Consider the following 24,805-nt stretch of genomic DNA (forward strand, 5'->3'; position numbering starts at 1 on the left):
GAACGGCAGAGCAAGAGGCTTGAAACGAACGGGTTTCGCATCGGTCTAGGGTCCGGGCGGCTGAGGGATCGGGAGCGCGAGCGAGCTGTCCGCATTGCGCCGGGTACAACTATGCGGGCCGAATCGGCTCATGACCAGAGAGGAATGTTCGTGTCCTATTTTCAATTATCGGCCTTCGTCGTTACTGCCGTGCTGGTGTCCGGGGCCTGTGCAGGAACCGAGTCCGCGGCCCCGCACGCAACTTCTGCACAAGCCGGCGCGCAAGCGGCTTCGGCGCAGGCGCCGGACCCCGGCACCCGCGTGCTGGATCTCGGCGCGCTCTCGGACATGAGCGACCTGCTCGACCGGATCGCCGATCGGCGCGTGGTCTTCGTCGGCGAGAGCCATGACCGCTACGAGGACCACCTCAATCAGCTGGCCGTGATCGACGGGTTGCAGACACGCGGAAAATCCCTTGCGATCGGGATGGAGTTCTTCCAGCAGCCCTATCAGGCGGCGATCGACGCCTATGTCGCGGGCGAGATCGACGAGGCGGAATTTCTCCGTCGCACGGAATATTTCGACCGCTGGCGTTTTGACTACCGGCTCTATCGACCCATCCTCCGCTTCGCCCGCGAGCACGGCATCCCCGTCATCGCCCTGAACCTCGAGGCCGAGCTGACCCGGCGCGTGGGCGAGGTCGGCATCGCGGGTCTGACCGAGGCCGAGCGCGCACGCATCCCGGCCGAGATCGATCGCAGCGACCCGACTTACCGCGAGCGTATCGAGGCGGTCTTTGCGATGCACCCGAGCGAGCGCAAGCAGGACGTGGAGAATTTCCTCGACGTCCAGCTCCTCTGGGACGAGGGGATGGCCGAGCGCGCGGCAGACTATCTGAAGGCGAACCCGGAGCGCACGCTTGTCGTGTTGGCCGGCTCGGGGCATGTCGAATACGGTCAGGGGATCCCGAGTCGGCTGACGCGCCGCCTCGATGTGCCGACGGTGACGATTCTCAACGGGACCCAGCGCGACATGGATCCGGCCGCGGCGGACTTCTTCCTCTATCCGCAGGAGATTGCGCTGCCCGCGTCCGGCCTGCTCGGGGTCATGCTCGAATCGGGCGTCGATCGCGGCGGCGCTTTGATCCAAGGGTTCGCCGAGTCCAGCGGTGCGAAGGACGCGGGCATCCAGGAAGGGGACCGCATCGTGCAGATCGGCGATCAACCGGTGAGCGCCTACGCCGATGTGCGTATCGCCTTGCTCGACAAGGGGCCAGGGGAAAAAATGCCGGTCGAGGTCCTGCGCGAGCGCAAGCTCGGCGCAGACCAGCGGCTGAGCTTCCAGGTGGAGCTGCGTTGAGCCACATGCGACCCGAGCTGCTCTCGCCCGCGGGCTCGCCGCAGGCCATGCGTTATGCCTTCGCCTACGGGGCGGATGCCGTCTATGCGGGTCTGCCCAGATACAGTCTGCGGGTGCGCAACAATGCGTTCGACGGGGCGACGCTCGCGAGCGCCATCACAGAGGCGCACGCGATCGGCAAGCGATTCTATCTGGCCGCCAACATCCTCTCCCACGGGGCGAAGCTCAAGAGCTTCGTCGCGGACCTTGAGCCGATCCTCGCGATGGGTCCGGATGCCCTGATCATGGCCGATCCCGGCCTGATCATGCTGGTACGCGAGCGTTGGCCGGACCAGCCGATCCATCTCTCGGTGCAGGCGAATACCACCAATGCCGCGGCTGTGCGCTTCTGGGCATCACAGGGGGTCTCGCGGGTCATCCTCTCGCGCGAGCTGTCGCTGGACGAGGTGGCCGAGATCCGCGCCGCCTGTCCCGACGTGGAGCTCGAGGTCTTCGTGCACGGCGCGCTCTGTATCGCCTACTCGGGGCGCTGTCTGTTGTCGGGCTACTTCAATCATCGCGACGCCAACCAGGGCGCCTGCACCAATGCGTGCCGTTGGGACTATCGGGTGGCGAGCGCGGCGTCGACCGAGCCGCTTGCGGCATCAACGGACTTGTCCATGAACGTCACGGGCAACAACAGGGACGCGCCGCGGCATCCGGCCGCCGACGAGGTCTATCTGCTCGAAGAGCGCGAGCGTCCGGGCTCCTATCTGCCGATCTTCGAGGACGAGGAGGGGACCTATATCCTCAACTCGCGCGATCTGCGCGCGGTCGAGCATGTCGCGCGGTTGGTGTCGATGGGAATCGATTCGCTGAAGATCGAGGGCAGGACCAAGTCGCACTACTATGTCGCGCGCACCGCTCAGGTCTACCGCGCAGCGATCGACGACGCGCTCGCCGGGCGAGCATTCCGCAACGATCTGCTGACCGATTTGGAAGGACTCGCCAATCGCGGCTACACCGAGGGCTTCTACCGGCGTCATGCCCCGACCGAGCTTCAGAACTACGACGACGGTGCCTCGCGCAACCAGCGACAGATCTTTGTCGGCGAGGTCACCGGCACTCGCGACGGCTGGGCCGATGTCCGGGTCAAAAATCGGTTTGCCGTCGGCGACGCGTTGGAGCTTCTGACCTCCGCCGGAAATCATCGCTTCCGACTGGAGTGCATGAGGAACATCGATGATACGGAGCTTCAGGTCGCGCCGGGCGACGGCTGGGAGGTGCGCATCCCCGTCCCGCCACCAGCCGCCTCGGCCCTCGACCGGCACGCGCTGCTCACCCGAATGCTGTCCGAGCCCCTCGTTTCATCGACCCTGTAGGTCGTGCCGATGTTAGGAAGCACAAGGATCCGCCGGAGACCGGGCTTAAACCGCGCCATCTCCAGCGGCCGTCAAATCTGCCGGGACCGATCCAATCCAAAAACATCGCATACCGCGCTGGGCGCGGTTTAGCGGATCCAATCGATGAGATGCATCAGCGGGTCGGTCTTCGGCCCCGGCTTGATGGCCCGTCCGTAAAGGCTTTGCCCGGCTTCCAAGACGGAATCCGGATCGCCGGTGTTCAGCGGATGCCAGCTCGGCAACGGCTGGCCCTCGGCCAACAGCCGGTAGGCGCAGGTCTCCGGAAGCCACCGCGAGTACGCTAGGGCCGCGGGTGTCAGGGTGACGCAATCGGGCATGCGCCGCGCTCGATCGGCGTAATCGCTGCACCGGCAGGTGTCGAGATCCAAAAGCGCGCAGGCGACGCGCGAATAGATGATGTCCCCGGTCTCCTCTTCCTCGAACTTCTCCAGACAGCATTTCGCGCAGCCGTCGCAGAGCGACTCCCACTGCTCGGGGCTCATGGCGGGGAGCGGGGTCGTTTCCCAGAATCTTTCCACGTCAACAGCAGGGCTTTCATCGAGCTCACTCATGTCCGGCATATCCACAGGTCACTGATTTCGCCTATATTGACCGATCCGCACGGTCGATGCACCCGCATCGGGCGAGCCCGCGGTTGGATTACGATCCGGTGAGTCCGGTCTCGGCTCTTCGCAACGGGTCCTGATCGGACCGGCGTTCATCTTCGGGGACTTGACTTTTCTGCGAATCCGAATCAAGCCGCAGAGACGTTATGCACACCGACGCACGTCGCCAAAAGGGACACTCAAAAACCCCGTGCCTGCGCGTTCATTTTCCGAGAAAATCTTTAGTCTATTGATTTTAATGTTATTATATCTTCGTCTTTGGTCTTTGGCTTTCGAAAAAACAGTGACATGGCCGCTGTCCTCATGTCCTATCGCACAAGTCGCCCACAGGCTTATCCACAGGCTGGCGTTGCCTTTTCCGGCGCAGCGGTGCGGTTTAAGATGAAGTCGACCTCGCGTCGGTCGAAGACCAAATGCCGAGACACCGTCGGAGGGAGACACACCATGCCGCAGACTCTGCTCAAGACCCCCATCGGCCCGATCGCCATCCATTGGGACGGCGAAACTCTGACCGGCGTCGATCTGGACCCGCCGGCCGGGGGTGCCGACGCGGGCTTTGAAACGATGCCGTCGGCCATCCGGCAACAGCTCGCGGCCTACTTCCAGCATGGCTCGGCGGGTTTCGATCTCCCGGTCGCGCTGGTCGGCACAGAGTTCCAACAACGTGTCTGGGCCGAGCTGCGGCGGATCCCCTCGGGCGAGACACGCACCTACGGCGAGATCGCGCGAGGACTCGGGAGCGCCCCGCGTGCGGTCGGACAGGCCTGTCGCGCCAACCCCTGTCCGATCGTGGTGCCCTGCCATCGAGTGGTCGCGGTCAACGGCCTCGGCGGTTTCTCCGGAGACACGAGCGGGCGCAAGCTGGAGGCCAAGCGCTGGCTGCTTAACCACGAAGCCCATAAACCGCGTCCGCGGTCCGAATAGGCATTTGAGCCGGGCCCGCTGCCGGAGTATCCCCGTGGACTTTCCCCTGACGCGGTTTAGATGAAAAAGAAAAAAGCAGTCAATCATTCAAATCGCGTCCGCTTGGACGTTCGCGGGTTGCTGCAAAGACAACCGGCCCGGTTTGTGAACATCGCCCAACCGGGGATGACGCACTCGCACAGCGCGGGAGATGCGGTTTAATGCCCCCGGATTCGGGGGTCATCGAGGGTTTCGCCGACGCACTCTGGCTCGAGCGGGGTCTGAGCCCGAATACGCTGGCGGCCTATCAATCGGACCTCCGCGCCTTTGCCGCCTGGGTCGCGCGCGAGCGTGGTCGCTCGCTGATCGAGGCGCAACGCCTCGATCTGCTGGATTATCTGGTTGTCCTCTCGCACGAGGGCCGCAAGCCGCGCTCGAGTGCGCGTCTATTGTCCTGTCTACGCCAGTTCTATCAATATCTGCTGCGGCGCGGTGTAATCCGTGACGATCCGAGTGCTCGTGTCGAGGCGCCGAAGCTGGGTCGCCCGCTACCCAAGAGTCTGAGCGAGCTCGAGGTGGAGGCGCTGTTGGGAGCACCGGACACCGCCGATGCGCGGGGGCACCGGGATCGCACCATGCTCGAGGTGCTCTATGCGAGCGGTCTGCGGGTGACCGAGCTGGTGACCCTGACGACGGGCCAGGTCGGCTTGACTCAAGGCGTCGTGCGGATCGTCGGCAAGGGCGACAAGGAACGCCTGGTGCCGCTCGGAGAGGAGGCGACATCCTGGCTGCTGGACTATCTGCGCGGACCACGTGCCGAGCTGCTCGGCGGTCGCGTGACCGACTATCTTTTCCCGACCTGCCGCAGCGAGTGCATGACGCGTCAGGCGTTCTGGCTCTTGATCAAGCGCTACGCGCTCGAGGCGGGTGTCTTCAAACCCCTGTCGCCCCACACCCTGCGCCACGCTTTCGCCACCCACCTGCTCAACCACGGCGCGGATCTGCGGGTCGTTCAGATGCTCCTGGGCCACAGCGACCTTTCAACCACGCAGATCTACACCCATGTTGCCCGTGAGCGTTTGAAGCAGCTCCATGCACGCCATCATCCACGTGGATAATGGGCGGGTGATGTGCGGGCGGTTCGCTTTTGGCGGCATTTCTCGCACAATGGCCGTCTTGGGTTATTTGCGTGTGGAGTCAGAAAACCTATGCCATCGTTCGACATCGTCTCGGAAATCGACCTGCAGGAGGTCCGCAACGCGGTCGACCAGGCCAACCGCGAGATCGACACCCGCTTCGACTTCAAGGGCGTGAAGGCGAGCTTCGAGCTGAGCGACGGGAAGATCCTGATGATCGGCGAGCAGGAATTTCACCTGCAGCAGATGATGGATATCCTTCGCCAGAAGCTGGTCAAACGAAAGATCGATCTCTCGTCGCTCGATCCCGGTGACCCGGTCTCGAATCTCAGTGCCGCCCGACAGGAGATCGCGCTCAAGCAAGGCGTCGACAGCGAGACCGCCAAGCGCATGGTCAAGGCGATCAAGGCGAGTAAAACCAAGGTGCAGGCACAGATCCAGGGCGACCAAGTCCGTGTCTCCGGAAAAAAACGCGATGACCTCCAGGAAGCAATCGCCCTGCTGCGCGGCGAAGACTGGGGTCTGCCGATCCAGTTCACCAACTTCAGAGATTAAGAATCCAATGATCAAAGCCAGAGTTTCCGCGCTCGCCCTTGCCGCCCTGATGCTCGCCGCGCAGTCCGCGTGGGCGTCGCCCGAGAAGACCATCCGGGAGGCCCTGGGCAAGATCGTTCCGGGCGTCGAGATCGACAGCGTGACAGCCTCCCCCGTGGACGGGCTCTACGAGGTCATGATCGGCACTCAACTCATGTACGTGACTGCCGACGGGCGTTATTTCGTCGACGGGCGGATCGTCGATCTGGAGACGCGAGAGGATCTGAGCGAGCCGCGTCTGGCCGGGGCGCGCAAGGGCTTGGTCGATGCGGTCGGCGAGTCTCAGATGGTCGTCTTCGGGCCGGCCGACGCCAAGCACACGGTGACCGTCTTCACCGACATCGAGTGCGGCTACTGCCGCAAACTGCACGGCCAGATCGATGAGTATCTGAAAGAAGGCATCCGTGTCCGCTATCTCTTCTATCCCCGCGCCGGGCAGGGCAGCCCTGCCTACACCGAGGCCGTGTCGGTGTGGTGCGCCGGCGATGCAGACGCCCAGCGTTCGGCCATGACCGAAGCCAAGGCCGGTAAGCCGATCCCGGAGAAGACCTGTACGAACCCGGTCGATGCACACATGGCCTTGGGCCAGGAGCTCGGTTTGCGCGGGACCCCGGCTATCCTAACCGAGACCGGCGAGATGATTCCGGGCTACGTGGAGCCCAAGCGCCTAGCGGCCCAGCTCAACGGGGCGCCCGGATCCTGAGATACGATCCTCGGGCGCAGGCGATGACGTCGAAGCGCTGCGCAATGGCGTCGTGATGACTCATACACTCGAATATGCCTGGTGCACCGACCGTGGCCGCGTGCGTACGGGCAACGAGGACGCAGTGGCCGTCGACTCCGCCCTGGGTTTCCTGATCGTGGCGGACGGCATCGGCGGCGCCCGGGCGGGCGAGGTCGCAAGCGCATTGGCGGCAGAGTTCATTGCCAAGCGCTTTCGAGAGCACATGGCCTATCAAATGCCTTCGGATGCGGCGCAGGCCTTTGTCGAGACGGCGATCCAGGACGCCAATCTCGCCATCTGGACACTGAGCAAGGCCGAGCCGGATCTCTCCGGGATGGGGACAACGGTGGTGGCGGGCACCGTCGGCGACGCTTTTGGCTGGCGTTCGGCTACGTCGGTGATTCGCGCCTGTATCGGTTGCGCGAGGGACGACTGGAGCAGCTCTCGCGCGACCATTCCTTTCTTCAAGAGGTCGTCGATCAAGGGTTCTTCAGCACGCGCGAGGACGCACGCCGCTATGGAATCGGAGCCAACATTCTGACCCGCTCACTCGGGTCGTCGCCCAAGGTCAAGGTCTCCGGCGGGGTTGTCGATTTAGCACGCGGCGACATCTTCCTTTTCTGCACCGACGGACTCACCGGCATGGTCCCGGAAGACCGGCTGTGTCAGGTGCTCACGGCGAGCTTCGGGAACGATCTCGAGCCCGCCGCCGAGGCGCTGGTGCGGCTCGCCAACGAAAGCGGCGGTAACGACAACATCACGTTGGCGCTGTTGCGGGTCGGCGGGCCGTCGCGCGATTCCGGCTGATGAACTTCCTTGTTCGCGATCAGGAAAACTAAGCGAACTAGTTTGCGGTGAGCGGAGGGATACCCGGACGTTTAAGGGGTAGAGGCCAGATCGGCCGAAAGATCCTTCAGCCGATACATCAGCTCCAAGGCCGCCCGGGGCGTCAAGGCGTCCGGCTCGATGGCCTCCATGGCCTCCAGGAGCGGATGCGGCGGAACGGGCTCGGGATCCGGCGGGAAGAGCGAGAGCTGCACGGCATCGCGCTCGGCATGTCGCCGCGCACCCGCCTCCAGCTCGCGCAACCGCTCCCGTGCCCGCGAAATGACCAAGGCCGGCACACCCGCCAACGCGGCGACCGCCAGGCCGTAGCTCTGATTGGCCGGGCCCTCGCGCAAGGCGTGCATGAAGACGATGCGGGCGCCGTGCTCGACCGCGTCTAGGTGGACGTTGGCGATCCCCGGATATTCCTCCGGCAAGGTCGTCAGCTCGAAATAGTGGGTCGCGAAGAGCCCGTAGGCGCCGATGCGCGTGGCCAGCTCCACGGCGCAAGACCAGGCGAGCGAGAGTCCGTCGAAGGTGCTTGTGCCGCGTCCGACCTCGTCCATCAGGACCAGACTCTGGGCGGTCGCATTGTTCAGGATGTTCGCCGTTTCTTCCATCTCCACCATGAAGGTCGAGCGACCGCCGGCGAGGTCGTCGGAGGCGCCGATCCGCGAAAAGATGCGGTCGATCGGGCCGATGGTCGCGGTGTGGGCCGGCACATAACTCCCGCTGTAGGCGAGCAGCACGATCAAGGCATTCTGGCGCATGTAGGTCGATTTCCCACCCATGTTGGGGCCGGTGATGACCAGCATCCGACGGCGGCGATCAAGCCGCAGGCCGTTGGCGATGAAGGGGTCGTCCAGCACCGTCTCCACCACGGGATGGCGTCCGTCTTCGATCTCGATGATCGCCTCGTCGGTGAGATTCGGCCGGGACCAGTCCAGTGCGCGGGCGCGCTCGGCCAGATTGGCCAGTACGTCCAGTGTGGCGATGGCCTCCGCGCTCGTCTGCAGGGGCGCGAGCGACTCGGCGAGGGTGCCGAGCAGATCCTCGTAAAGCGCCTTTTCGCGTGCCAGCGCGCGCTCGCGGCTGCTCAGCACCTCGTCCTCGAAGCGTTTGAGCTCCGGCGTGACATAGCGCTCGGCGCCTTTGAGCGTCTGGCGGCGGATATAGTCCTCCGGGACCTGATCGGCCTGGCTGCGACCGAGCTCGATAAAATAGCCGTGGACCCGGTTGTAACCGACCTTGAGTCCGGGGATGCCGGTGCGCTCGCGCTCGCGGGTCTCCAGGTCGAGCAGGAAGCGATCGGCATTGCTCGAGAGTGCGCGCAGCCGATCCAGCTCCGGGTCGAGCCCGGATGCAATGACGCCGCCGTCGCGGATCAGCATCGGCGGTTGGGCGATGATTGCGCGCCGAAGCAGGTCGAGGACGTCGGGGTGCGTGCCGACCGCCTCGGAGAGGGTCAGGAGCAGCGGGTCGTCGCAACCCTCGATCGGTGCGCGCAGATCCGGGAGCACGGCCAGCGCATCGCGCAGCGCGGCGAGATCCCGCGGGCGCGCCGAGCGTAATCCGATACGCGAGAGGATACGTTCCAGATCCCCGATCCCGCCGAGGATCGCCTGAAGGTCGGCGTGCATGCCGGTGTCGATCAGGGTCCCGATTGCGGCATGACGCGACTGCACGTCCGATCGCGAGCGCAAAGGCCGGCCGAGCCAGCGTCGCAGCAGACGGCTGCCCATGGCGGTTGCGGTCCGATCGAGCACGCCGGCCAGCGTGTGCTCGGGCCGCCCGCCGAGACTCTCGGTGATCTCCAGGTTGCGCCGGGTCGCCGCATCCAGGATCAGCGCCTCGTCGCGCTGCTCGGTCGTGAGCCCGCGCAGATGGGGCAGAGCGGCGAACTGGGTGTCGCGGACATACTGAAGTAAACAGCCCGCTGCGCCGACGGCGAGATCCAGCCCGGCGCAGCCGAAGCCGTTCAGATCGCGGGTGCCGAACTGATCGCAGAGCAGACGCTCGCCGGTGTCTCGGTCGAAGTGCCAGCTCGGGCGGCGGGTGATGCCGCGGTCGATGCGCAGCGCGTCCGGGAGTCGACTGTCCTCGCCGACCAGGATCTCGGCTGGCTTCAGGCGCTCCAGCTCGCTGGCCAGGGCCTCGCGGGTTGCGACCTCCAAGACCGAGAACCGCCCGCTCGAGAGCTCCGAAAAGGCCAGGCCGTAGCCGTCGCGCCCCTCGGCGATCGCCGTCAGCAGGTTCTCGCGCCGATCGTCGAGCAATGCCTCGTCGGTCAGGGTCCCGGGCGTGACCAGACGCACCACCTTGCGCTCGACCGGCCCTTTGCTTTTGGCCGGGTCGCCGATCTGCTCGCAGATGGCTACCGACACCCCCTTGCGGACCAAGCGCGCCAAATAGGCCTCGGCGGCATGATAGGGCACACCCGCCATCGGAATCGGCCGGCCGGCCGACTGCCCCCGCTTGGTCAGGGTGATGTCCAGCAGGCGTGCGGCCCGCTCGGCGTCCTCGAAGAACAGCTCGTAAAAATCGCCCATCCGATAGAAGAGCAGCATGTCCGGGTATTCCGCCTTTAGACGGAGGTACTGCTGCATCACCGGGGTGTGCGCACTCTGATCTGGTTTATCCATTGCCTGCAAGACGCTGAAGGGTGAGTCGATGACGGGCGTGCCGGGAAGGCCGTTAAGAACGAGAAGGACTTGCTCGCGAGCTTGATGGTGCCGATGCCGGAAACCGTCCAGATCGACGCAACTTCGAAGAAGCGATGGCTCTCAATTCCTGAACCGCGTCCGGCACCACGCGCTTGATATCCGGCGACGCACGCCGTCGCAAGAAGATCCAGATTGACTGGAGGCGCGGTTCAGACCGCCTCGACCTCGGTCGAATCGCCATACATCTCGATCCCGAGCCGCTCGCCGACCTTGCGTGCTCGGGCGTCGATCATCGGCGAGATGACGATCAGCCGATTGGCCTTGCGCTCGTGGCGCCGCTCATAGAAGCGCGCCTTGCGCTCGAAGATGTACATCCCGGCCTTGTCGATCGAGGACTTCAGCTCGCAGATCAGCAGCAGGCCGTTCTTGATGATGACATCCAGCTCGATCTGGTCCGGACGGCCGAAGACCTCGCCCGAGTCGTCGTAGTCGGTGACATTGACGACCTGCACGTCGAAGCTCTGCTCCAGGATGGCGGCAAGGGCATCGCGGAACGCCTTCTCCGATTGAAGACCCCAACGCGAGCCGAGCGCACCGATGCCGCGATCGAATTTCTGCGCTTGGGCCATGATCTCGTTGTGCAGGCGCTTTAGCTCTTCCTGGTTCTCGTCCCAGCGGCGATTGCTGTCCGCTCGGCTTTCCTCCCAAAGGCGACGCTGCTCCGCTCGGTTCTCGTCCCAAAGGCGGCGGCGCTCGGCTTGATTCTCGTCCCAACGACGGTTCTGCTGTTCCCATTTTTGCGCTTGTTCCTCGCGCATGCGCTGCAGCTCGGCCTGATTCGCCTCCCACTTCCGCGCCTGCTCCTCGCGCATGAGTTTGAGCTCGGCCTGATTCTCCTCCCACTTCCGCGCCTGCTCTTCGCGCATGAGTTTGAGCTCGGCCTGATTCGCCTCCCACTTTTGCGCCTCTTCCTCGCGCATGCGCTTGAGCTCGGCCTGGTTTGCCTCCCATTTGCGCTCCTGCTTCTCGCGGTCGCGACGAAGCTCGCCGAGTAGCTCGTAGAACCGATCTCCGGTCTCCTTGCGGTCGGCGTATTCGTCCCGTGTCAGCTCAAGCACATAGGTTCGGAACGCAGGATCCTCCCGCAGCCAAGTCGGCAGCTCGCGCTTGATGGTGTCTTTCAGCGATTCCGTGGTCATGTCCGATACCGAAAAACGATTCTGGGTCTTTGTTCGAGTCTATCAGAGCGGAAAGCGCAATGATCGCGCGAGGCCATTTGCATCCGGGCGTTCTGCGGCGCCTGCGTATCGAGTGCTGCCTCGGCCTAGCTGTTACGGGTCGGAGTCGCACTCAGTCGCTCCCCTTTGCGGCTCCGAAGGCTGAGACTTGAGACCCCGCGTCACCGTTCCCCGCTCCGCATGCGGGGTTCGTTGCCTCGACCGCCGTCATGCCACGCACGGCATCGAAGATCTCTCGCGCCAGAATCGGAAACACCGAGCCCTGAAAGGCTTGATCCGCCACGTAGCGCGTCACGATCCGGTCATTCTCGGCTATCCGCTCGATCATCAGGCCCTCGATCAAACGCCGAACGCCAAGCTCGAACTTGTCGAGTGGGTTGGCCATCGCGGTCTGAACCACCTTCTCGCTCTTGCATGCCTTTTCCTTGATCTGCGCGAAGAAGAGCCTGTCTTCTTCACTGAACTGAGTGCCGAAGCGCTCGTTGAGCAGGTCGATGATCTCGGAGAGCGGCGCTTTCTCGTCATCCGCCCGGCCGGTACCCACCTCACTCGGAGTCTTGACATACTGCGGGTCGCCATCCTGGATGTCGATCGCACCCGAGAACACCCGCTCCAGCCGGTAGTACTGCATCGCCACCTCGTCCCCGACCTTGACGATCGTCGCGTTGCGATCGAGAGGCAAGTGCGGCAGCAGGAAACGTCCGTAGCTGTAGAGCATCTCCAGATCGGGATCGGCGTACGGAACAATCTGGCTCAGAAAGGAGTAGACCTGTACGTAGCCGGAAAGCGTCTCTCTAAAAGCATCCCGCTTCTCCTGGTCGGAGATGCGCTTGAAGCGGTCCACTGCCGGTTGCAGATGTCGCTGCATGTGTGCATGGTCGGCGGCACCCTGACGTTGCACCGGTTTGTAGAAGACGTGGGCGAATGCCTCGACTTCGCTCCAGTAATAGACCTGCTGCTGGTCGAGCGAATGCTTCAACCTGTCCATCAGCGACGGATCCGAGGCTGCCGCAAGCTCGGTTTTGTCGTAATACGGCTTGAACGCGCGGTAGATGTTCTCGGCGTCGTTGACGAAGTCGAGCGCGAAGGGTGCATCTTTGCCGGGAATCATGCGATTCAGGCGCGACAGGGTCTGCACCGCCTGCACGCCGTCGAGCCGCTTGTCGACGTACATCGCGCAGAGCAGGGGCTGGTCGAAACCGGTCTGATACTTGTTGGCGACCAACAGCACCTGGTAATCGGGCGTCTCGAAGCGAGCGGGTAAGGCCGCTTCGCCGATGGGCTTGCCGGTTACGACATCGATGTTCATGCCGGGCTCGGTATACTCGAGGCCCGTGTCCGGATCGGTCACCTTGCCGCTGAACGCGACGAGCGGGCGCACGTCCCGGTAGTCGTTCTCGGCGAGATAGCGCTCGAAGGCGAGCTTGTACCGCACCGCGTGCAGGCGCGAGGACGTCACCACCATTGCCTTGCCTCGCCCGTCGAGCCGGTGCATGACGCTGCGGCGGAAATGCTCGACGATGACCTCCGTCTTCTGCTCGATATTGTGGGGGTGCAGGCTCATGAACTTCGCCAGCGCCCGCGCCGCCTTCTTTTTCGGCAGGTTCGGATCGTCTTCGGCCGCCTTCAGCAATCGGTAATAGATGGCGTAGGTCGTGTAGTTGGTCAGAACGTCGAGGATGAAACCCTCCTCGATCGCCTGCCGCATGCTGTAGAGATGGAACGCCTCCGGGATGCCACCGGAACCGGGACGTCCGAACAGCTCCAGCGTCTTGCCTTTGGGCGTTGCGGTGAAGGCAAAGACGCTTAGGTTCGGCTGCCTCCCGCGCGAGGCCATGATCTGGTTGAGACGATCCTCCCAATCGGTCTCGCCTTCCGCGTCCTCGGCAGCGCCCGCGCCGAGGATGGCCTTGAGCTCCCGCGCCGTCTCGCCGGTTTGGCTGGAATGAGCCTCGTCCACGATCACCGCATAGCGGCGCTTCGCGATCTCGGCTTCCCAGGCCGCCGCCTGCGCCTTCTCCTCTGCGGTCGCCTGCTCTTGGGTCTGTGCGCCCGCAACGTGCAGCAGCCCGCGGAGGACGAACGGGAACTTCTGCAGCGTGGTGATCACGATCTTGGTGCCGTCGATCAACGCCGCCGCCAGCTGCTTGCTGTCCTGATCGATGGCTCTGACCACGCCCTGGGCATGCTCGATCTGGTAGATCGCATCCTGAAGCTGCTGGTCGAGCACGCGCCGGTCGGTGATGACGACCACGCAGTCGAAGACCTTCTGATCCTGACTGTCGTGCAGACTGGCGAGGCGATGCGAGAGCCAGGAGATGCTGTTGGTCTTCCCGCTCCCCGCCGAATGCTGGATTAGGTAGTTGCGTCCCGGTCCTTCGCCGCGCGCCGCGCCGACGATCTTCCGCACCGCGTCGAGCTGGTGATAACGCGGGAAGATTACCGCCTCCTTCAGGATGCGCCGCTGCCCACCGCCGCGTCCCGATAGAGGGCCGTCATCGACCTTCTCCTCCTTTTTTTCGACGAACATGAAGTGCCCGAGGATGTCGAGGAAGCTATCGCGGCTCAGCACATCTTCCCAGAAGTAACCCGTGGGGTAGCCCGATGGATGCTGCGGATTGCCGGCACCGCACTGCACCTCGCCCGGATGGCTGCCGCGGTTGAAGGGCAGGAAGTGTGTGTCTGCGCCGCGCAGCCGCGTTGTCATCTGTACCTCGTCCGGGTCGGCGGCGAAGTGCACCAAAGCGCGTGTCTTAAATCCGAACAAGGGCGCGCGCGGGTCGCGGTCGTTCCGGTACTGGCGTATCGCGTGGTGCCAATGTTGGCCAGTGCCGGGATTCTTAAGCTCGCAGCTCGCAACCGGCAGCCCGTTCAGTGCGAGTAAGATATCCACCGTGTCGTGCTTACCCGGATGGCAGAGCACCTGGCGCGTGATCGTGAGCCGATTCTGGGCGTAGAGCGCTTGCACCTCGTCGTTCAGTCCGTGCGCCGGCTTGAAGTAGGCGAGCCGAAAGGTCTTTCCGTAAAACTTGAAGCCGTGCCGCAGCACGTGCAGGGTGCCCTTGAGATCAAGCTCCTTGACGAGAACGCCGATCAGCAAAGCCTCCAAGCCGGTGGCATGTAAGTCGCGCATGTCCTTCCAGAGCTTGCCTTGGGTCGCCTCCAGGAAGGAGAAGACGCGGGCAGGAAACAGTGCACGCTCGACATCCCACTCGGCGTTTGTGCCGGGCTGCCAGCCTTGCTTGAGCAACATCGCTTCGACGTAGGACTCGAAGGCGCGCTCGTTGGTCTGTCCGCTCATGGGTGTGCCCCCAAGACGAATCGTGCCCGCTCCCTGCGAAGCATTTCGTAGGGCGTCATGAACTTGATGCCGAGGCCCAGGCATGCGTCGGGAATCTTGATCTTGCGAGTGGACGCCGACGGAACCTCATGGGTTACAACCGTATGTCCGCCGGCCTGCGCCTGCGCCACGAGATAATAGTCGGCGATCTGAAGAAACGTGCTGACGGCTGCCGGCGTATACGCCTGACCGTTCGCCCAGTTGCTGACGGCCGCCAGCGCAGGAAAGACCGAGGCATCCGGGCGGAGGAAGAAACCGTTGCCTCGCTCGACTGCCCAGTCGCACAGCTCGTCCGCGACCGCCTGAACCTCGTCGCCCACCTTCTCGATGCTGAAGAGCGACCCAGCCGCGTTGCGCGCGATCAGCCAGTCCCAGAAGGCGGGACAGAAGTCGAGCCCATAGTGGAGATTTTTCGCCGCGATGAAGACGTTTGCGTCCAGCAAATAGGCCATCAGAAAGCTACCCCTAGGCTGCGCCCTAGCTCATTGAACGTCGCCATCTTTTTTAGACCGAGCATCCGGAACGTCTCGGTGTAAGCCGTTCGACCCTCCATGGTGCTGACCACCAGCGCCCGAGCGAAACGCTTGCTGACTCGGGCGCCGAGCGTCAGGTAGAAGTCGCCGCCGCTGCCCTTCGGCATGGCCCGAAGCCGCCGGAGCTCTCCATCGTAGGCGCTCCAAAACTCATCGCGGCTCAAACGGCCGGCGTCGTGGAGACGACGCAGAATGACCAAGGTGCTGACCTTGAAGCGCCGCGCCAGACGATTCATCTCGTCCCGTACGCTGACACCCCTGTTGAGCTCCTCGCGTATCGCGGCGAGCGGCACCAATAGCTCCGCAGCGACCTGGTTGCACCAACGCTCGACAGCCCGGCCCGGTATGGCGCGAATATCCGCGTCGGAGACCCCGGACTCGCCGAGCCAGATATGCGCCAGCTCATGGGCAAGCGTGAACATCTGCGCCGCTTTGGTGTCGGCACCGTTGACGAAGATCAGCGGCGCTAAGGGGTCGGCCAATGCAAAACCGCGGAACTCCTGTGGATCCAGTGAACGCCGATTATTGCTGCCCACAACACCGCTGACCATGACCAGCACACCCAGCGCATCTGCCTGCTCAATGAAACGCCGCAGCGCATCGGTCCAGGTCCCGAGCCGTCGGCGTTCATCGAGGTCGAGCCCGAGTGCATGGCGCATGTTCGCCGCGGTATTGGCGACATCGTCGTCCAGATCAGCGGAACCGACAAAGTCGAGCAGCGGCTCGCGCATACTCCCCGCGAAATTCCGATACCAGTCCTGACGCTGCTGGCACAAGTAGATCGTATCTAAAAGGTCGGGACTCGCGTGGCCGATGTGTGCGTTGGCGACGGTGCGAAAGTCCGGAATCGGAACCCGCTCCTCTGGCGGTTCCGGGAGAAACAGAAAACCGACCGGCGTGTGGGTGGCCTTCGCGAAGGCTTCGAGCTGCTTGAGTGTCGGCTGGACTTCACCGCGCTCCCACTCTTCCAACTTCCGGAAGCGTCCCGCGAGCGTATCGACGCCATAGCCCGAACGCTCACGCGCCCAGCGGATCAGTTCGGGTTGGACGGGGACGCGGCTCATTGCATGATCTACCCGCGAAGGCCCTTGATCGCAAAACGCGTACCCCGTCGGCCAGCCTTTCTTGCGACTCGCTTCGTCATAGGGTTCCTTCGCTCTCGAACACCCGGTAGCGGAGCCACTTCGCGACGCCATCCAGGTCGGGGAAGAGCTGCCGATCGAACACGCCGTACTGGTCGAGCCGGCGCCGGATGTCGTCGTGTGCGTCTTGTCGGATGACGATTTCGAGCCAGTCCCGGTCCTCCAGCGACTCAAAAGGCTTCAGACAGGCAAGCAATACGCTGTCCTGGGCACGCATCCGTGGAGAGATGTGGGGCGGGTGATAGATCACGTTCTCGGTGATCTCGAAAGGGACCGGGACGCGAGGGCTGCCCTCGTCTTCGCTGGTCTCCTCCTCATCCGCCGTGGCAGGGGATAGCGTCGTCGCGGCGTCACCGTCCTCATGATCGAGTCCAGGGACGCCGAACTCCTCGTAGCCGGAGACCGTCGAGGCCGTTTCCGTCGCCAAGTCCTTCACCGGCCTGACTGCCGGTTGGCGCTTGCAATGGAAGTCGCTGAACCGGTATGGATCACTGATCAAGACGTAGACGGCGCTGTCTATTGGCGCACCGTTATCGTCCTTCTTGGTTTCGCGAACTGCGAAGTAGAGCGCGACCAGTGGGTTGGTCGTCCAATCCATGAACCGGGTCGGAAGCCCGTGGTGTTGCGCGATGGCGAGCGCCTCCCAGTCGGTGCGGGGCAAGTGCTGGACGTGGGTGACCAAGTGATTGCTGAAGACATCAAGCACCTCGCGTTCGAGCTCATCGCGCTCGCGGAAGGACTTGGAGCGCAGGTGTTCGTAGCGCCCGATGGATGGCTTGAGCTCGTAGCCTGCCGCGACCGGCTTGGTCTGACCACGGAAGTACTTGCGCCCCTCCGGCAGCTCGTTGCGCACGGTCTGGAGGTACTCCTCGAAGCTCGCGATCTCGAACGGCGTGCTCATGCCAAGGCCCCCCGCACGTCGACCTTGCCGGTTACCGCGGCGGTGATCAGTGCGGTGCGGTATTCCTTTAGGCGCTCGATGGCGGTTTCGACCTTGGCGACCATGCCATCAATTCTCATAGTCTCGCGGTCAAGGAACGCTGCGATGGCGCGCTGCTCTTCGACCGGCGGCCAGCAAGCCCAGAATGTGCGGATCTGGCCGACATTGATACGCCGGAATGTGGCACCGACTACGAAGGACTCTACCTGCTGCTTAAGTGGCTCTGACCGAAGTAGGAGCAGCAGGTACTTTGGATCCTGTGCCTCCGAGCGGAGAAGGCAAACATCCTGGCCCATCGCAAACCGCTCCGCTGTCGCGACAATGGACGCGTCGCCGACCGTCGCGTTTCTGCTGTAGATGATGTCTCCAATACGGGGGCGTCTACCACCTTCAATTAACCCAAGATACTCTTCCTCCGTTGTCTGCTTCGCATTGGACAGGTCGACTTCGAATCCATGGACCTCACGGATGCTTGCGAGAGGAATCCCATCGTCAACGAACGAGACCGTGCGGTGCATGCAGTCGAGGATCACGCACCTGCGGCGCAACTGTGCCACGTCCCAATGCTCCGGCACGTCGCCGAGCCAGTCGATGCCGGAGGGCTTGAGCTCGGGGTGCGGGTCGAGGCCGGCGGCGCGGGCGGCGTCGGGCGGGAGGCCGCGGGTGACAGTGCGCGAGATGAGCGCGGAACGCTTCTCCTTCAGCCGCTCGATCAGGGTCCGCTTCTTCGCCACCAGCGTGTCGATCTTCGCCGTCTCGCGGTCGAGGAAGTCGGCGATAGCGCGTTGCTCATTCAAAGGTGGGAATAGAACTTCGTGCAAACCGAGTAGTCCGGCCGACAACTCCATGAACGTTGTGCCCTTCCCGGCTGCCTGAAGGACTGGCCGGGAGGCGGTAAGCGAGTAGTAGAAATAGTCTGAGGACACACGCCGATCAACGGACACCAACGCTCGACAGCCTTGGTTAGTACATGACTCACGCTCGGTGATGGCAACGTGCCCGATAGGCGCGCGAGTGGAGAGCACGATCGAATCGGCCGGAACAAGCTGGGCGCCGCAATTCGAGAGTCCTTCTTCTGAGAGCGTTCGCTGGCTACCGCCGATCCGCTTAGATCCGTTTCGCCCCAAGTCCTCCGGCGTTATCCAATTGATCCTCCCCTCCCAGTATCTGTCCTCGCTGCTCGATGGTGTTCCTCCGTTCACGACACGATGCCGTCGCTTGAGAGGAAGCGCCTCCCAGTGTTCAGGCACATCCCCAAGCCACTCGACCGCGCTCGGCTTGTACTGCGGATAGGGCGGCCACTTCATGACGCCAGCCCTCGCGCCAACCGGTCCTGGTTGGCGACGCGGTCTACGACTCGGCGCTTCACCATAACGTTGGGCGGACAGCTCGGCGTGGTCATTGAGCCGCCTCGCTGCTGCCAGTCACGTCCGCCAGGAGCCCCACAATCTCCTGCTCCAGAGTCTTGATGTCGGCCTCGATGACCTCCAACGGACGGGGCGGCTCGTACCGGTAGAAGTGCCGGTTGAGTGGGATATCGTATCCGACTTTGGTCTTGTCCTCGTCGATCCAGGCGTCGGGGACGTGCGGGCGAACCTCGCGCGCGAAGTACTCGGCGATGCCTTCCTTCAGGGGCACGCTTTCGGTGTCTCGTAGCTCCGGGTCGGGCTCGGGGTGGCCGTTGCGGTCGCGGCAAGTCTCCGCCGTCTCGTCGCGCTCACCGAGGGCGGCAAGGACGGCCTTGAGCTCGGGGGCAGTCAGCCGAACACCGGCGGCGCGATCGACCTCGCGCAGGGCGGTCAGGAAGTCCCTGCGGTCTTTATAGAGCGTCTCGCCGTGCGCCTCGGCGAACCGGGCGAGGAGCTTACGGATTTGGTTCTGCCGAAGCTTTCCGGTCTCGATGTCGTCGAGCCTCGCCTTCTCGTCCTTTTTGGTGCTGGTGACGAGCTTGACGAAGCCGCTCTGGGACTCCAGACGCGCGATCCGCTCTGCAGTCGCCTGGAAGCCTAGGCGCAACGGCCGTTCGACGGTGATCTTGTGGAAGCCGAAGTCTTGGTTGTCGAGGACCTTGCTGACCACGCGCACCCGGTCGACGGGTTGCTTTGTGATCGGGTCTTCTTCGGTGAAGGTGCGGGTTTCGGCATGGGTGAAGTTCCCGAACAGGCGGGTGATATCGCCGATTTGGTCCGGCTCGCTGGCGCGATCGGCGGGATCGCCGATCTTATTGCGTTTGTTGCCGAGGCTTTTCGGCATCTTCACGAAGAAGCGCCGAGCGTCGATGAGTTGAACCTTGCCCTTGCGCCGCGGCTCCTTGCGGTTGGTGAGGATCCAGACGTAGGTGGAGATGCCGGTGTTGTAGAAGAGCTGATCGGGCAGGGCGACCACGGCTTCGAGCCAGTCGTTCTCGATGATCCACTGGCGGATGTTGCTCTCGCCGCTGCCGGCGTCGCCGGTGAAGAGCGGCGAGCCGTTGAAGACGATGCCGATACGGCTGCCGCCGTCTGCCGGGGCGCGCATCTTGGCGAGCATGTGCTGCAGGAACAGGAGCGAGCCGTCGTTGATGCGCGGCAGGCCGGCACCGAAGCGACCGCTGTAGCCGAATGTCGTGGCCTCATGCTCGATGTACTTCTGCTGCTGCTTCCACTCCACGCCGAATGGGGGATTCGCCAGCATGTAGTCGAACGTGCGCTTCTTGCCCTCGGCGTCGCGGTCGAAGCCGTCCCGGGTGAAGGAGTCTCCGAGGACGATGTTGTCGGCGTCCTCGCCCTTGATCAGCATGTCGGCCTTGCAGATGGCCCAGGATTCGTCGTTCCAGTCCTGTCCGAACAGGTGGGGATCGGCGTCGGCGTTGAGATCGCGGATGTAGCGCTCCGCGACCGAAAGCATGCCACCGGTGCCGCAGGCCGGATCGTAGATGGTCTTGACAACGTGGCTCTTACGCAGGTCCTGCTCTGGGGAGAGCAGGAGATTGACCATCAGCTTGATGACCTCGCGCGGGGTGAAGTGCTCCCCGGCCTCTTCGTTTGCCTGTTCCGCTCCGATCCGGATCAATTCTTCGAAGATGTAGCCCATCTGGGTGTTGTCGACGCGCTCGGGGGAAAGGTCGACCGCTGCGAACTTCTTGATGATCTCGTACAGCAGGTTCTTCTCGGCCATGCGGGCGATCTGTTGATCGAACGCGAACCGCTCCATGATCTCGCGGACGTTGCGCGAAAAGCCGTTGATGTAGGCGTTGAGGTTTGGCGCGAGCTGGTTGGGGTCGTCGAGGAGCTTGGGCAGATCCAGCCGCGACAGGTTGTAGAAGGGGCGGTCGGTAATCTGCTCAAGCAGACTGCGGACGACCGTCTCGGGCTTGATCTTGATGCTTGGGTGCGCCGCAAGGACCTGCGCCTTGGTTGGCGCGAGGAGGCAGTCGAAACGCCGCAGCACCGTCAGGGGGAGGATGACCTTGCGGTACTCGTTGCGCTTGTAGGGGCCGCGAAGAAGGTTGCAGATGCTCCAGATGAAGCCGGCAAGCTGGGTGTGGTTCTCGGTGCTCAATGCGATTCCTTGAGGGTCCTTGACGATCTTCCGAAGCGTCGCGAGGCGATGATCAGCCTGTGGTCCGGGAGGATTATAGGGGTTTTGCGCGGACCGCTTCGGACTCCTTGGGAAGATGGGGCGGGTGGCGAGGGGGCATTTTTCAAACCAGGCTTGCCGTGGCGACATCAACGCGCGCCGCCACGACGGTTCCGGGTTCGCGGCGCTCTCAGCCCTGCCGGCTCTCCCCGATCTGGTCGCAATACTGGCTGAGGTTGTCCGGCACGCCGGGCGGACAGACGCCGCATTCCCGGTTGCCGGGGACCGCATAGTCGATGAACTTCGGATAGGCGAGATCAAGCCCGTTCATCAGCTCGACGAAGGACTCGAGCGGGCGGTTGCCGCCGAGCCGCGGGTTGCGTGTCTTCTCCTGCGCGATGCTCGAGACCCAGCGTCCCTCGTAGTCGTGACCGGGGTAGACCAGCGTCTCGTCGGGCAGTGCGAAGAGCTTGCCGGCGACACTGTGATACAAGGCCGTCGGGTCACCGCTCTGGAAATCGGTGCGACCGCAGGCGTCGATCAGGAGGGCATCGCCGGTGAGAACCCGCTCGCCGATCCGGTAGGCATGATGGCCGTCGGTGTGACCGGGCGTGAAGAGCGGGTCGATACGCAGACTGCCCACCGCCAGCGGTGTCCCTTCTTCGATCGGCACATCGACGCAGGCCAGAGCATCGATTGCGGGATGGGCGATCCTGCTCCCTGCTTCGCGCTTGAGCGTGAGTGCGGAGGTGATGTGATCGGCGTGGACGTGCGTATCAAGCGTGAAGATCAGCTTCAGTCCGAGCTTCGAGACCTCCGCCAGATCGCGCTGCCAGGTGGGCAGCACCGGGTCGACCAGGATCGCCTCGCCCGTCTCTTCGCAGCCGAGCAGATAGGTGTAGGTGCTGGAGACCGGTTCGAACAGTTGTTTGAACAGCATCGTGTCCTCCGTTGAGAATGGCCTGTGCGAGGGGCGTATGGTAATACCCCGGACGCGTGGGTGTGATCGATCGGGGTGTGCATGCTAGTCGCGATAGGTATCGGTTGTGACCGCGGGGCGGCGTTCGGGACACTGGAAGCCGCGTTGGCGGCAGCATTGGCTCGCGTCGGCCCCGTGGAGGTGCGCTGGCTGGCGACCATCGACCGCAAAGGCGACGAGCCTGCGATCCTGGCCTTGGCTGCGGCTCGGCGATGGCCGCTGGTGATCTATCCGGCCACGGCGCTCGCGTGCATCGAGGTGCCCAACCCGTCGGCGCAGGTGCTTCGCCATCTCGGCGTTCCGGCGGTTGCAGAGGCGGCCGCGCTTTTGGCCGCCGGTGCCGACATCGGCGATCTGCTGCTCGAAAAGTACAAATGCCGCGGCGAGGACGGTAAGCATGTCACCTTGTCGGTCGCTGCATGGCGACGGTGAGGCGCCGGTCGATCGCTGCCGGTGCTTGCGCCGAACGCCGAACCCGCGCCCGGCAGTCGAACGAAGGTTGTTGGGTCTCGATCTACGCTTCCCGTTAGAATGCCGCCATGCGAAACGATCTCAAGCTTCCCCGGCTCTACAAGACGCTCCTCATGCTGGCGCTCGTCTTCGGTCCCTTTTACTGGCTGGCCTTCACCGAGGACGGGCAGCGGCGCACCGATCTAGCCCTGATGTTCCTCCTCGGCAAGCCCGAGCTGAATGCGGCCTTGGATTCCTTCACCAGTGCTTTGACCGAGGGGCAGATCCGCGAGACCTTCCCGAAGCTCGCGTTTCAGTGTGCCGACGGGGCGAATCCCTTTGGCGACCGTCTCTGCGCCGCGGAGATCGGTGCCTTCAACGGGCTGCCGGCCTCCTCGGTGACCCTGTTTCTGCTCGGCGACGGGTTGCGTGCGGTCAAGGTGTCGTATCGCCGGATCTACCATCCGCTGGTGCGCGATTGGGTGGAGGGGCGTGTCGGCGGGGCCGATGATGCGCGGGCATCGGCGGAGAGCGACGAGACCGGCGACGGTGTCGCGACCTGGACGGTGCCCGACGGTTTGCTGATCATGCGCGACGGCGAGCTGGCGCGCGAGGACGATCCGGCCTTGTTCTGGCTCTCGGGCGCCGCGCTCGCTCGACAGGCCGCCGCTCGCGCACCGGATCAGGCCCCGTTGAACTGATCCAGTAAGAGTTTGATCGAGATCAGGACCGAGGACACGACCAGGATGGGTCGCACGAGCACGGCCCCGTGCTTGAGCACCAGATGCGAGCCCAACCAAGCACCGATGAGCTGGCCGAGGGCCATCGAAGCGGCGACGATCCAGACGACGTGTCCGCCGATCATGAAGAAGAGCAGCGCCGCCAGATTGCTCGTGAAGTTGAGTAGCTTGGTGTGGGCGGTGGCGCGGCGCATGTTGTAGCCGAGCAGCGCCACATAGCCCATCGCGAAAAAGGTCCCGGTGCCCGGGCCGAAGAATCCGTCGTAGAAGCCGACGCCGACGCCGACCGTCACGGCGAAGGTCGGCGTCGACAGCCGCTGGTGGGAGTCCAGATCCGAGACCCGCGGCGAGAAGAGAAAATAGAGCGCGAATCCGACCAACAGGATCGGGATCAGGCGCTGCAGCGCGGCGCTGTCGATCTGCTGGACCAGGATCGCGCCGAGTGCGGCACCGACGAAGGTACAGGCGACCGTGAAGGCCGCGCTGCGCGGCTCGATCATGCCCTTGCGCATGAAGTGGATCGTCGCGCTGCCGCTGCCGAAGACCGCCTGCGCCTTGTTGGTCGCCAGGCTCTCGACCGGGCTCAGGCCGGCCCAGAGCAGGGCCGGGATGGTGATGAGTCCGCCGCCGCCGGCGATGGCATCGACAAAGCCCGCCACGAGGGCGAGGCCGAACAGGATCAAGGCGATCTCGGGGGAATCCACTCGGGTCTAAACCGCGTCCAGAGCGAGATGCGCACTGTCGAGTGAGTTCGGCCTTTGGTGCATCAACGAGCCCTCAGCGAGACGCGGTTTAAATTTAAAATCCTTGAACACTTTAAACCGGGCCGGCTCCGACAGTTGTCGGAGCCGGCCCGGCCAAGCCAATTCAACAAACGATGCATACCGCGCTGGGCGCGGTTTAGGTCCTCGCCGTTCAGGTTGAAATCCAAGAACCTGGTTACAATCTGCGCCCCTCACGTTCCGACATTGAAGACCCTAGCCGACACCACGATGCCCGCACTCGACGTCCAGCAGCTGACCAAGACCTACAAAGGCGGTTTCCAGGCCCTGAAGGGGATCGACCTGACCGTCGATGAGGGGGATTTCTTCGCGCTGCTGGGACCGAACGGGGCTGGCAAATCGACCTTTATCGGCATCCTCGCCTCGCTGGTAAACAAGACCGGGGGCAGCGTGAGTGTTTTCGGCGAGGATCAGGATCGCACGCCCGAGCTGGTGAAGTCATTCATCGGTCTCGTGCCGCAGGAGTTCAACTTCAATCTCTTCCTGCCGGCGGTGGAGGTGGTGGTCAATCAGGCGGGCTACTACGGCATCCCGCGACGCGAGGCGAAGGTGCGCGCCGAGCGTTATCTCAAGCAGCTCGATCTGTGGGACCGTCGCGACACCGAGATGCGCAAGCTCTCCGGCGGTCTGAAGCGGCGCTTGATGATCGCGCGGGCGTTGGTCCACGAGCCGCGGCTGCTGATCCTGGACGAGCCGACCGCGGGCGTGGATATCGAGATCCGTCGCTCGATGTGGACCTTCCTGCGCGAGCTCAATGCCGGCGGGACGACCATCATCCTCACGACCCATTATCTCGAAGAGGCGGAGAGTCTCTGCCGCAACATCGCCATCATCAACTACGGCGAGATTGCCGAGCGGACCAGCGTGGCGTCGTTGCTCAACCGCCTCAATACCGAGACCTTCGTGCTGAAT

General features: G+C 63.6%; 22 protein-coding genes. 11 read left to right on the forward strand and 11 right to left on the reverse strand.

Annotation, left to right across the window (positions count from 1 at the left end):
• Nucleotides 1-144: 144 nt before the first annotated feature.
• A complete protein-coding gene (locus VLR48_RS00825) occupies nucleotides 145-1,338 on the forward strand; it encodes a ChaN family lipoprotein (protein ID WP_325289957.1) in 1,194 nt (397 codons plus the stop codon).
• Between the two features lie 5 nt (nucleotides 1,339-1,343).
• A complete protein-coding gene (gene yegQ / locus VLR48_RS00830; protein WP_325289978.1) occupies nucleotides 1,344-2,699 on the forward strand; it encodes a tRNA 5-hydroxyuridine modification protein YegQ in 1,356 nt (451 codons plus the stop codon).
• A 128-nt stretch (nucleotides 2,700-2,827) separates the two neighbouring features.
• Here yegQ and VLR48_RS00835 read toward each other — a convergent pair whose 3' ends face one another.
• Nucleotides 2,828-3,292 (reverse strand): YcgN family cysteine cluster protein, encoded by a 465-nt coding sequence (locus VLR48_RS00835; protein ID WP_325289958.1) that lies wholly within the window; start codon nucleotides 3,290-3,292, stop codon nucleotides 2,828-2,830.
• 498 nt (nucleotides 3,293-3,790) lie between these two features.
• Between VLR48_RS00835 and VLR48_RS00840 the strand changes: the two genes are divergently transcribed.
• The 6 genes from VLR48_RS00840 to VLR48_RS00865 all read left to right on the forward strand — a co-directional run bounded on the left by VLR48_RS00840 (nucleotide 3,791) and on the right by VLR48_RS00865 (nucleotide 7,510).
• Nucleotides 3,791-4,270: a methylated-DNA--[protein]-cysteine S-methyltransferase gene (locus tag VLR48_RS00840; protein WP_325289959.1), complete on the forward strand. Its 480-nt coding sequence runs from the start codon at nucleotides 3,791-3,793 to the stop codon at nucleotides 4,268-4,270.
• A 200-nt stretch (nucleotides 4,271-4,470) separates the two neighbouring features.
• Nucleotides 4,471-5,367 carry a site-specific tyrosine recombinase XerD gene (xerD, locus tag VLR48_RS00845; protein WP_325289960.1) on the forward strand — a complete coding sequence of 299 codons (897 nt, stop codon included), beginning with the start codon at nucleotides 4,471-4,473 and terminating at the stop codon, nucleotides 5,365-5,367.
• A gap of 90 nt (nucleotides 5,368-5,457) precedes the next feature.
• Nucleotides 5,458-5,940, forward strand: coding sequence for a YajQ family cyclic di-GMP-binding protein (locus tag VLR48_RS00850; RefSeq protein WP_325289961.1), 483 nt, complete (start codon nucleotides 5,458-5,460; stop codon nucleotides 5,938-5,940).
• A gap of 7 nt (nucleotides 5,941-5,947) precedes the next feature.
• Entirely contained in the window at nucleotides 5,948-6,682 is a 735-nt protein-coding gene (locus VLR48_RS00855) for a DsbC family protein (protein ID WP_325289962.1), read from the forward strand.
• Nucleotides 6,683-6,737: 55 nt separating this feature from the next.
• Nucleotides 6,738-7,244, forward strand: coding sequence for a PP2C family protein-serine/threonine phosphatase (locus VLR48_RS00860; RefSeq protein WP_325289963.1), 507 nt, complete (start codon nucleotides 6,738-6,740; stop codon nucleotides 7,242-7,244).
• A gap of 101 nt (nucleotides 7,245-7,345) precedes the next feature.
• Nucleotides 7,346-7,510, forward strand: a complete 165-nt coding sequence (locus VLR48_RS00865) for a hypothetical protein (protein ID WP_325289964.1) — start codon at nucleotides 7,346-7,348, stop codon at nucleotides 7,508-7,510.
• 71 nt (nucleotides 7,511-7,581) lie between these two features.
• Here VLR48_RS00865 and mutS read toward each other — a convergent pair whose 3' ends face one another.
• The 9 genes from mutS to VLR48_RS00910 all read right to left on the reverse strand — a co-directional run bounded on the left by mutS (nucleotide 7,582) and on the right by VLR48_RS00910 (nucleotide 21,882).
• Nucleotides 7,582-10,170, reverse strand: a complete 2,589-nt coding sequence (gene mutS / locus VLR48_RS00870) for a DNA mismatch repair protein MutS (RefSeq protein ID WP_325289965.1) — start codon at nucleotides 10,168-10,170, stop codon at nucleotides 7,582-7,584.
• Between the two features lie 230 nt (nucleotides 10,171-10,400).
• Nucleotides 10,401-11,390, reverse strand: a complete 990-nt coding sequence (locus VLR48_RS00875; RefSeq protein ID WP_325289966.1) for a PD-(D/E)XK nuclease family protein — start codon at nucleotides 11,388-11,390, stop codon at nucleotides 10,401-10,403.
• Between the two features lie 151 nt (nucleotides 11,391-11,541).
• Nucleotides 11,542-14,730 (reverse strand): type I restriction endonuclease subunit R, encoded by a 3,189-nt coding sequence (locus VLR48_RS00880; RefSeq protein WP_325289967.1) that lies wholly within the window; start codon nucleotides 14,728-14,730, stop codon nucleotides 11,542-11,544.
• Nucleotides 14,727-15,221, reverse strand: a complete 495-nt coding sequence (locus tag VLR48_RS00885; protein ID WP_325289968.1) for a DUF4411 family protein — start codon at nucleotides 15,219-15,221, stop codon at nucleotides 14,727-14,729. Before VLR48_RS00885 ends, VLR48_RS00880 begins: the two co-directional genes overlap by 4 nt.
• Nucleotides 15,221-16,366, reverse strand: coding sequence for an XRE family transcriptional regulator (locus tag VLR48_RS00890; protein WP_325289969.1), 1,146 nt, complete (start codon nucleotides 16,364-16,366; stop codon nucleotides 15,221-15,223). The genes VLR48_RS00885 and VLR48_RS00890 overlap by 1 nt, the downstream gene beginning before the upstream one ends.
• Before the next feature lie 76 nt (nucleotides 16,367-16,442).
• Complete coding sequence (locus VLR48_RS00895; protein WP_325289970.1) at nucleotides 16,443-17,345, reverse strand: FRG domain-containing protein; 903 nt, start codon at nucleotides 17,343-17,345, stop codon at nucleotides 16,443-16,445.
• Nucleotides 17,342-18,691, reverse strand: a complete 1,350-nt coding sequence (locus VLR48_RS00900; protein WP_325289971.1) for a restriction endonuclease subunit S — start codon at nucleotides 18,689-18,691, stop codon at nucleotides 17,342-17,344. The genes VLR48_RS00895 and VLR48_RS00900 overlap by 4 nt, the downstream gene beginning before the upstream one ends.
• Before the next feature lie 91 nt (nucleotides 18,692-18,782).
• Entirely contained in the window at nucleotides 18,783-20,924 is a 2,142-nt protein-coding gene (locus tag VLR48_RS00905) for an N-6 DNA methylase (RefSeq protein ID WP_325289972.1), read from the reverse strand.
• Between the two features lie 208 nt (nucleotides 20,925-21,132).
• Nucleotides 21,133-21,882, reverse strand: coding sequence for an MBL fold metallo-hydrolase (locus tag VLR48_RS00910; protein WP_325289973.1), 750 nt, complete (start codon nucleotides 21,880-21,882; stop codon nucleotides 21,133-21,135).
• 81 nt (nucleotides 21,883-21,963) lie between these two features.
• Here VLR48_RS00910 and VLR48_RS00915 point away from each other — a divergent pair, with 81 nt between their 5' ends.
• Together VLR48_RS00915 and VLR48_RS00920 are read left to right on the forward strand one after the other, a co-directional pair.
• Entirely contained in the window at nucleotides 21,964-22,353 is a 390-nt protein-coding gene (locus VLR48_RS00915) for a cobalamin biosynthesis protein (RefSeq protein ID WP_325289974.1), read from the forward strand.
• A gap of 107 nt (nucleotides 22,354-22,460) precedes the next feature.
• A complete protein-coding gene (locus tag VLR48_RS00920; protein ID WP_325289975.1) occupies nucleotides 22,461-23,072 on the forward strand; it encodes a hypothetical protein in 612 nt (203 codons plus the stop codon).
• Here VLR48_RS00920 and VLR48_RS00925 read toward each other — a convergent pair.
• Nucleotides 23,054-23,815, reverse strand: coding sequence for a TSUP family transporter (locus VLR48_RS00925; RefSeq protein WP_325289976.1), 762 nt, complete (start codon nucleotides 23,813-23,815; stop codon nucleotides 23,054-23,056). The genes VLR48_RS00920 and VLR48_RS00925 overlap by 19 nt on opposite strands.
• Nucleotides 23,816-24,103: 288 nt before the next feature.
• Between VLR48_RS00925 and VLR48_RS00930 the strand changes: the two genes are divergently transcribed.
• Nucleotides 24,104-24,805, forward strand: a 702-nt coding sequence (locus VLR48_RS00930) for an ABC transporter ATP-binding protein (RefSeq protein WP_325289977.1), incomplete at its 3' end; no start/stop codon positions are given.

The sequence above is a fragment of the Thiocapsa sp. genome, from assembly GCF_035467215.1.
In the GTDB taxonomy this organism is placed as follows: domain Bacteria; phylum Pseudomonadota; class Gammaproteobacteria; order Chromatiales; family Chromatiaceae; genus Thiocapsa.